Here is a 1,543-nt window from a genome sequence, read left to right on the forward strand (position 1 = left end):
AGATAATATTGATGAGGTTAAAAGCATTATTAATAAATACGCTATTAAAGATTATTATATTCATTGCGATGCAGCATTTTTGGGCACGGTGGCACCCTTTGCTAACCCAAAACCTAAATTTGATTTTGCCGAAGATATAGATAGTATTTCTATTTCTGGGCATAAGTTTATTGGCGGACCAATTCCATGTGGTGTGGTGCTTACACAACGAAAACACCGTAACCGTATTGTAAATTCTGTATCGTACGTGGGCACATTAGATACAACTATAACAGGTTCAAGAAATGGGCTCACGCCCTTGTTTTTATGGTCGTTTATACAAAAACATGGCATAGAAGGGCTACAAAAAAGAGTACATAGCTCACAAAGACTTGCTGCCTATACAGAGATACAACTAAACGCAATAGGAGTTAAGGCTTGGAGAAATAACGATGCATTAACTGTAGTTTTGCCAAAACCATCTGCTAAGCTTTGTAAAAAATATCAATTAGCAAGTGAAGGGGATATAGCACATATTATATGTGTGCCAGGCATTAAAAAAGAACAAATAGATGCTTTTGTGGCAGATTACAAGCAAGAAATTTCAATAGTAGAAGCCTTTGCTTAATTATCTATTCTATAATACTCAAAGCTTAATAACAATAATAATCACGTCAATGCATAACAAAAAAGACAGACCAAACAGTCTGTCTTTTTAATATTATACCTATTAGATTGTTTCTAAGAATCAATAGCACCCAAAGTATATAATTGCTCTAGAGTAGGGCTTTCGCTACCACCAGCTGGCTCTAAGGTAATACCAAAGGCTTGAGACTCGTTAGTGTTTTCTAGATTGAAAATTTTATTATCATCCGTTTTAAAATTATCTATAGTACCCAAACTCGTTGGTGTTAAAGGGTTTAAAGTTAACGACCAAACTTGGTATACTTTACCCTCGGGAGGTTCTGGTAACCCCTGTAAATCGAAATAAACGGTTTGGTCTTTTTTATTCCAATACGCTTTAGCATAGGCTTCAGGGTATACGGCTTGACCTGCAAGAGGTACAGAGATAACGTCTTTATCTCTAAGTACATTTAGTAACTTTTTAGTATCGGCTAAATCCGATTTACTGTTTTCTATTTGTATTTCTAAGAAGTCTTTATCAATTTCGGCTGTTTGTATTTGAGATTCTAGGGTGTTATTTTGGTTAACCATCCAAAGTAAGCTTCCTCCTAAAATAATTGAGGCAGCCCAACCAGTGTAAGCAAACCAATTGGTCTTTTTAGACGTCATTGGTATTACTTTAGTGTCTTTTGTATCGCTATTTAAAAGTTCTAATTTATCTTTTACAGAATTATAAATAACAGTGCTAGAAGTGTTAGGTGCTACACCAGCAGTTAGTTTTATTATAGCCGCTTCAATAGCTATAACTTCTTCTGTAACTTCAGGATATTGCTGCATCATTTTGTAAACGGCTTCATTTTCTTCTTCAGAAAGTGATCCAGCAACATAAAGCTCTAAGATTCCAGATTCTATGTATGTTTTACTATCCATTGTTTTATTG

2 protein-coding genes are annotated in these 1,543 nt (G+C 34.8%); one reads left to right on the forward strand and one right to left on the reverse strand.

What is annotated here, in order from left to right:
* Window positions 1-607, forward strand: a 607-nt coding sequence (locus ACVC2P_RS03665) for a pyridoxal-dependent decarboxylase (RefSeq protein WP_452597135.1), incomplete at its 5' end; no start/stop codon positions are given.
* 113 nt (window positions 608-720) lie between these two features.
* Here ACVC2P_RS03665 and ACVC2P_RS03670 read toward each other — a convergent pair.
* Window positions 721-1,543: anti-sigma factor (locus ACVC2P_RS03670; protein ID WP_452597136.1), on the reverse strand; the 823-nt coding region annotated here is incomplete at its 5' end.

The organism is Pontimicrobium sp. MEBiC01747 (assembly GCF_053601635.1).